Source organism: Proteus sp. MB838, from assembly GCF_054767435.1.
In genome coordinates this window covers 1-5,719 of sequence record NZ_BAABMO010000071.1, presented here as the reverse complement: position 1 = coordinate 5,719, position 5,719 = coordinate 1, and the positions used below count along the sequence as shown (strand labels likewise).

Sequence of the window (5,719 nt, the reverse complement as noted above, 5' to 3'; positions counted from 1 at the left end):
GTGAAACGCCGTAGCGCCGATGGTAGTGTGGGGTCTCCCCATGTGAGAGTAGGGAACTGCCAAGCATTAAATAAGACGAGAAAGCCAACCCGATGGGTTGGCTTTTTTGCGTTTATTCTATTTCACTTACGTTAAATTCTTTATTTATCGTAATAAAACTAGACTTAATAAACTCCCTCAATTTGCCACAGTAATAAATTGTTTTTATTAAAAAATAATCATAAATACCCTTTATATTCCCATTTCTTTATTTCTTGAAAACTGTAAATTTATAAAAAAAACACTTATACACATATATTTAACATTATTTTTATGCAACACTATTTGTCATACAAATGAGTTTATAAATGAGTCTCGGCTTATTTACTTACTCTACATAGATAAAAGCAATGGGAGCATAAGTATGGATGTTAATTTTTATGTAACATGCATTGGTGACGCCTTAAAGTCTCAGATGGCAAGAGATAGTGTATTGCTGTTAGAAAAACTAGGCTGTCAAGTTCATTTTCTCGAAAAACAGGGCTGTTGTGGTCAACCTGCTATTAATAGTGGATATATTAAAGATGCCATTCCAGCGATGAAAAACTTGATTAAAACCTTTGAAGTTAATGACTATCCTATTATTTCTCCTGCTGGATCATGTTCTTTTGCTATTAAAAGTTATGCTAAATATCTGGTAAATGAACCTGACTGGGCTATTCGTGCAGAAAAAATAGCTAATCGCATGTTTGATCTCACCTCCTTTATCGTTAATCAATTAAATATTGTTGATGTAGGTGCAAGCCTTAAAGGAAAAGCTGTTTATCACCCGTCTTGCAGCTTATTTCGTAAAATGGGAGTGAAAGAAGAGCCACTCACACTATTACGTCATGTAAAAGGGCTAGAATTATTACCTTTTGACAATATGGAAACCTGTTGTGGTTTTGGGGGGACGTTTTCGGTAAAAATGGCTGAAATTTCAGGTGAAATGGTCAAAGAAAAAGTTCACCACATTATGGATGTTCATCCTGACTATTTAATTGGTGCGGATGTCAGTTGCTTATTAAATATAGGTGGTCGTTTAGAGAGAGAAGGTCGTCCAGTTAAAGTGATGCATATTGCGCAAGTATTGATGAGCAATGAGGAGGAATTATGTCATTAAAAACAAGCTCTCTTCCTTTTAAAGCGCTAATTGATCGTCAAGTTCACGATCAAATTATGCAAAAAGCCGTTGCTAATGCGCAAGAAACTATTGGCCGTAATCGTCAAAAAATGGTTGATGAATTAGGACACTGGGAGGATTGGCGGGATAGAGCGGCGCAGATCCGTGATCATGTACTTGCTAATTTAGATGCCTATTTATATCAATTATCTGAAAAAATAGAACAACATGGTGGGCATGTTTTCTTTGCTCAAACGAAAGAAGAAGCCTCTCAATATATTCTCAATATTGCAAAAGAGAAAAAAGCCAAAAAAATAGTCAAAGCCAAATCAATGGTGACGGAAGAAATTGGCTTAAACCCTGTATTAGAAAATGCAGGTATTAATGTTATTGAAACCGATTTAGCCGAGTTTATTCTTCAACAAGCAAAAGATGCCCCATCTCATGTAGTGGTCCCTGCTATTCATAAAAATAGAGCTCAGATACGTCAAATATTTCATGACAAACTGGGTTATAACGGCTCAGATACACCAGAAGAAATGACGCGTTTTGTTCGCCAGAACATTAGAGACGATTTTTTTACTGCCGATATCGGTATTACGGGGTGTAATTTTGCGGTAGCAGAAACAGGTTCTGTTTGTTTAGTCACTAATGAAGGTAATGCACGATTAAGTACAACATTACCCAAAACGCATATTGCGGTGATGGGGATGGAACGTATTGCACCTACTTTTAAAGAGGTAGATATCTTAATTACCATGCTGGCCCGTAGTGCAGTAGGGTTACGTTTAACGGGCTATAATACATGGCTTACTGGCCCTAAAGAGAATGACAACGTTGATGGCCCAGAAGATTTCCATCTTGTTATTGTAGACAATGGCCGCTCGAAGATCATTGGTTCTGAATTTAAAGATATTTTACGTTGTATCCGTTGTGGTGCTTGTATGAATACTTGCCCTGCTTATCGCCATATTGGGGGGCAAGGATATGATTCTATCTATCCAGGCCCTGTTGGTGCCGTCTTAACGCCACTACTTGGTGGATATAAAGACTTTAAAAACCTGCCTTATGTCTGCTCATTATGTACTGCTTGTGATAGCGTTTGCCCAGTAAAAATACCTTTATCAAATCTTATAAAGAAACATCGTGAAGTCATGGTAGAGCAAGGTATAACACCGACAACTGAACGTAATATTACTCGAGTATTCAATTATGTGAACCGTCATCCTATGTTATGGAAAGTTGGGATGAATATGGGAGCACATGCTACAAAATGGTTTATTAAAGAAGGTAAAGCGCCATTAAATATCGGTGCAATAAAAGCATGGACAGAGGCGAGGAATTTACCTGAAGGTGATGGTGAAAGTTTTCGTAGTTGGTTTAAAAAACACCAAAAAGAGGAGAAATAAGAGATGGATAACAATAAAGAACGCTTTTTATCAAATCTTGCTTCTCAATTAGGTAGGCCGTTAAAAACGCAACCTGAAGCTTTACCTGAACCAGTAAATTTATATCCAGAACAACGATTAACGGAGCTTTCTGATGATGAACTTTATCAATATTTTCTCAATACAGCTCAGTTAGCAGGAAGTACTTATGAAACGACAACATTGTCATCTTTACCTAAGCATTTAGAGACTCTTTGTGAACAGTATGGTTTACCAGTGATATTAACGGGTGATCCACGATTACAGGAAAGTGGTGTGATTGATTATTTATCAGAACACTGTCATGCCAATATTTGGGATCATACTGAGGGTAAAAAAAATATTGAACGGGTAAAAGAGGCAAAAGTCGGAATTGTATTTGCTGAATATGGACTTGCAGAATCTGGCGGTGTTGTTTTATTTTCTGGGGCTGACAAAGGAAGAAGTGTTGGATTGATCCCTGAAACCACGATTTTTGTACTAAAACGCAGTACGATTTTGCCTCGTGTTGCTCAGTTAGCAGAAAGATTACATCAAATGGCATTAAAAAATATAAGAATGCCTTCTTGTATTAATATTATTAGTGGTCCTAGTTGCACATCAGATATTGAATTAATTAAAGTTGTTGGTGTTCATGGCTCTTTAAATGCGATTTATGTGATTATTGAAGATTGTTAAATTAAGTCACGCGCCTCTTTATTGGGGCGCTTGCTCTTCTGATTCTAATAGTGCGTAGTTTAATAACTTCTTATTACCATCGATGACCATCATTGACGTTTTTGTTTGATAGCATTCGCTTAAAGGTGAGTAACATTTTTTCGCTGAGTTATGTTCAATACCTAGCCATTGGCTTAATAGCCAATAATTATCTGCGGTAGAAAAAGGTTTATTCAAATTTTCTTCATTGATATTTGGTCGCGTTGCAGATGCGCTATACCAAATAAAGAGCGGTATATTGTAAGCTTCTTGGCGAGGACTGTTCACGCCATGGTGATAACGTACTTCTCTATTTTTATCTAATCGTTGTAATGCGTGATCTGAAAAATAGAGTATAGATGCGGGTTTATCTTGTATTTTTTCAATAATTTGGCTGATAAGCTTGTCAGTATAAGCGATAGAGCTATCGTAGCAGTTATCATCTTCTTGTTGGGAAAAGGTTTTAAGGTAAGTGCTAGGAAAACGATTACATGCTGGCTCATGACTACCATAAGTATGTAGGACAATGAGCTTTTTATTTGATGAGTTATCATTAAGCGCATTATCTAAAAATGGCAATAATTCTTCATCATAGCCAATAAATTCATTCCATTTTTTATGTTGGGCCATATTGGCAATAACAGAAATCACACTCGTTTTTGGATTTCCTTTACCTTGGTTACTTAACCAATATGTTTTGAAGCCAGCATGATTGGCAAGAGAAATGATATTATCAGCGTAGTGTTTCTTATCATATAACTCTGTTAGGTTGATATTAGAAAGGGATATGGGTACTGATAATATGGTCACAGGCGCTGGAGAATAAGCTTGCTTAAATAATAAAATATTATTTTTTTCTTTCTCTAAATTAGGGGTAGTATCGTACGGATACCCATAAATTCCTAAATGATCACGTCGTACTGATTCACCAATCAAAAGAATATAAATTTCTGTTTTTTGATCCACTTTATCATAGTTAAAATTAACTTTTTCTAATGTGATCTTTTTGATTTGTCTATTTTCGTGGAAAGTCCGCACTAAAGCTGCTGCATTGTAAAAAGGGGTATTAAGTAGATAATACTCAGCAAGTAATTGGGTTTTACTCTCTGATCTTATTGCTAAGTTCTTGTATAGAGAAATAAGAATTATTAATATAAAAATAGCAATTAAACATCTTTTATTAGTTTTGTTATTTAAATAACGGGCGCTAATATGTATTAAATAGAAAAAACAGGTAAATATAACAATATAAAAGAGTACATAATATTTATTATAAGAGAGCATACCAACAGTTTCACTTCCATTAGTATTAATGAAAGTTTCTGCTATTGATGATGAAAAGGGAATATCATGTTCACGATAAAAAAACAGTGAGATGGAGAGGTTTAAAGACCATAAAGCTGCAACAATAAAAGTAATCACTTTTCCTATAGTAAACCGATAGATACCTGCGCAGAGCAACATCAGGAGCCAACCGATAATCACCATAGAGAACTTTTGTTCAATATGCAGGGTTGAACCCGCTAATAGTGCAGGTACTATAGATAAAATAAATAAAAGAGAAAAGTTTATTACTTGAGACATGCTTTTATCATTATCACCTTTTTCCATATAGAATAAAAAGTTAACCATTTAGCATTTCATAATACAAGTCTTGTTTAGCTAAAACGAGTCTGAAATTGATATTTCAGTACTTATCTTATCTTTTATTGACTTATTATACTGTTACTTATAGTTATATTTACACTTTTAATTATTGTTATAATAATTTTAATTAATTGATCTTGCTTGAAATTTTCCAATAGACTTAAAATTAAACCACATTAGTTAATAGTAATTTAAAATATCGTATAGATATGTATTTTTAAACCGATATTAATTTAATTAAGTAAAGAGTAAAAAAAGTGCCAACATTGTTGGCACTTTAAGAATAAAAAACTATTTTACAGATGTTTAATGAGGTTTACCTTGCTCTGCACCAATACCTATTTGTGAGCGAATAAACTGAGCTTCAAATTTCATACGCTCTTGAGTTGCCAGAGAAGAATTATCGGTAATAGAGAATAACCATGAAACGATAAAGGCAATGATCATAGAGAAAAGAGCAGGGTACTCGTAAGGATAAATAGGTGTATCATGACCAAGAATACTCACCCAGATCGTGGGACCTAAGATCATTAAGGTAACGGCAACAATTAAGCCAGACCAGCCACCAATGACAGCCCCACGTGTTGTTAATCCCTTCCAATACATAGAGAGTAAGATAATAGGGAAATTACAACTTGCAGCGATAGAGAAAGCTAAACCGACCATAAAGGCAATATTCTGTTTCTCAAATAAAATACCTAAACCAATGGCGACAATGCCGAGAATAACAACCGTTATTTTCGAAACTTTTAGCTCTTGTCGTTCATCTGCTTGGCCATTTTTAATTACATTGGCGTATAAATCATGA

General features: G+C 34.9%; 5 protein-coding genes. 3 read left to right on the top strand and 2 right to left on the bottom strand.

Annotation, left to right across the window (positions count from 1 at the left end):
- Positions 1–403 precede the first annotated feature (403 nt).
- Genes ACYUCW_RS17495 through ACYUCW_RS17485 form a run of 3 tightly spaced genes read left to right on the top strand, consistent with a single transcriptional unit; the run spans position 404 to position 3,246 of the window.
- A complete protein-coding gene (locus ACYUCW_RS17495; RefSeq protein ID WP_004246615.1) occupies positions 404–1,141 on the top strand; it encodes a (Fe-S)-binding protein in 738 nt (245 codons plus the stop codon).
- Positions 1,132–2,550 carry a LutB/LldF family L-lactate oxidation iron-sulfur protein gene (locus tag ACYUCW_RS17490; protein WP_460409144.1) on the top strand — a complete coding sequence of 473 codons (1,419 nt, stop codon included), beginning with the start codon at positions 1,132–1,134 and terminating at the stop codon, positions 2,548–2,550. The genes ACYUCW_RS17495 and ACYUCW_RS17490 overlap by 10 nt, the downstream gene beginning before the upstream one ends.
- A gap of 3 nt (positions 2,551–2,553) precedes the next feature.
- Positions 2,554–3,246 carry a LutC/YkgG family protein gene (locus ACYUCW_RS17485; protein WP_004249865.1) on the top strand — a complete coding sequence of 231 codons (693 nt, stop codon included), beginning with the start codon at positions 2,554–2,556 and terminating at the stop codon, positions 3,244–3,246.
- Between the two features lie 18 nt (positions 3,247–3,264).
- Here ACYUCW_RS17485 and ACYUCW_RS17480 read toward each other — a convergent pair whose 3' ends face one another.
- A complete protein-coding gene (locus ACYUCW_RS17480; protein WP_163748416.1) occupies positions 3,265–4,896 on the bottom strand; it encodes a phosphoethanolamine transferase in 1,632 nt (543 codons plus the stop codon).
- A gap of 321 nt (positions 4,897–5,217) precedes the next feature.
- A partial coding sequence (locus ACYUCW_RS17475; protein WP_460409143.1) for a sodium:solute symporter family transporter occupies positions 5,218–5,719 on the bottom strand: 502 nt, incomplete at its 5' end.

Excerpts from the sequence above, each read along its gene's own strand:
- ACYUCW_RS17495 (WP_004246615.1), top strand. The coding sequence starts at position 404 with ATGGATGTTAATTTTTATGTAACATGCATTGGTGACGCCTTAAAGTCT.
- ACYUCW_RS17490 (WP_460409144.1), top strand. The coding sequence starts at position 1,132 with ATGTCATTAAAAACAAGCTCTCTTCCTTTTAAAGCGCTAATTGATCGT.
- ACYUCW_RS17485 (WP_004249865.1), top strand. The coding sequence starts at position 2,554 with ATGGATAACAATAAAGAACGCTTTTTATCAAATCTTGCTTCTCAATTA.
- ACYUCW_RS17480 (WP_163748416.1), bottom strand. The coding sequence starts at position 4,896 with ATGGTTAACTTTTTATTCTATATGGAAAAAGGTGATAATGATAAAAGC.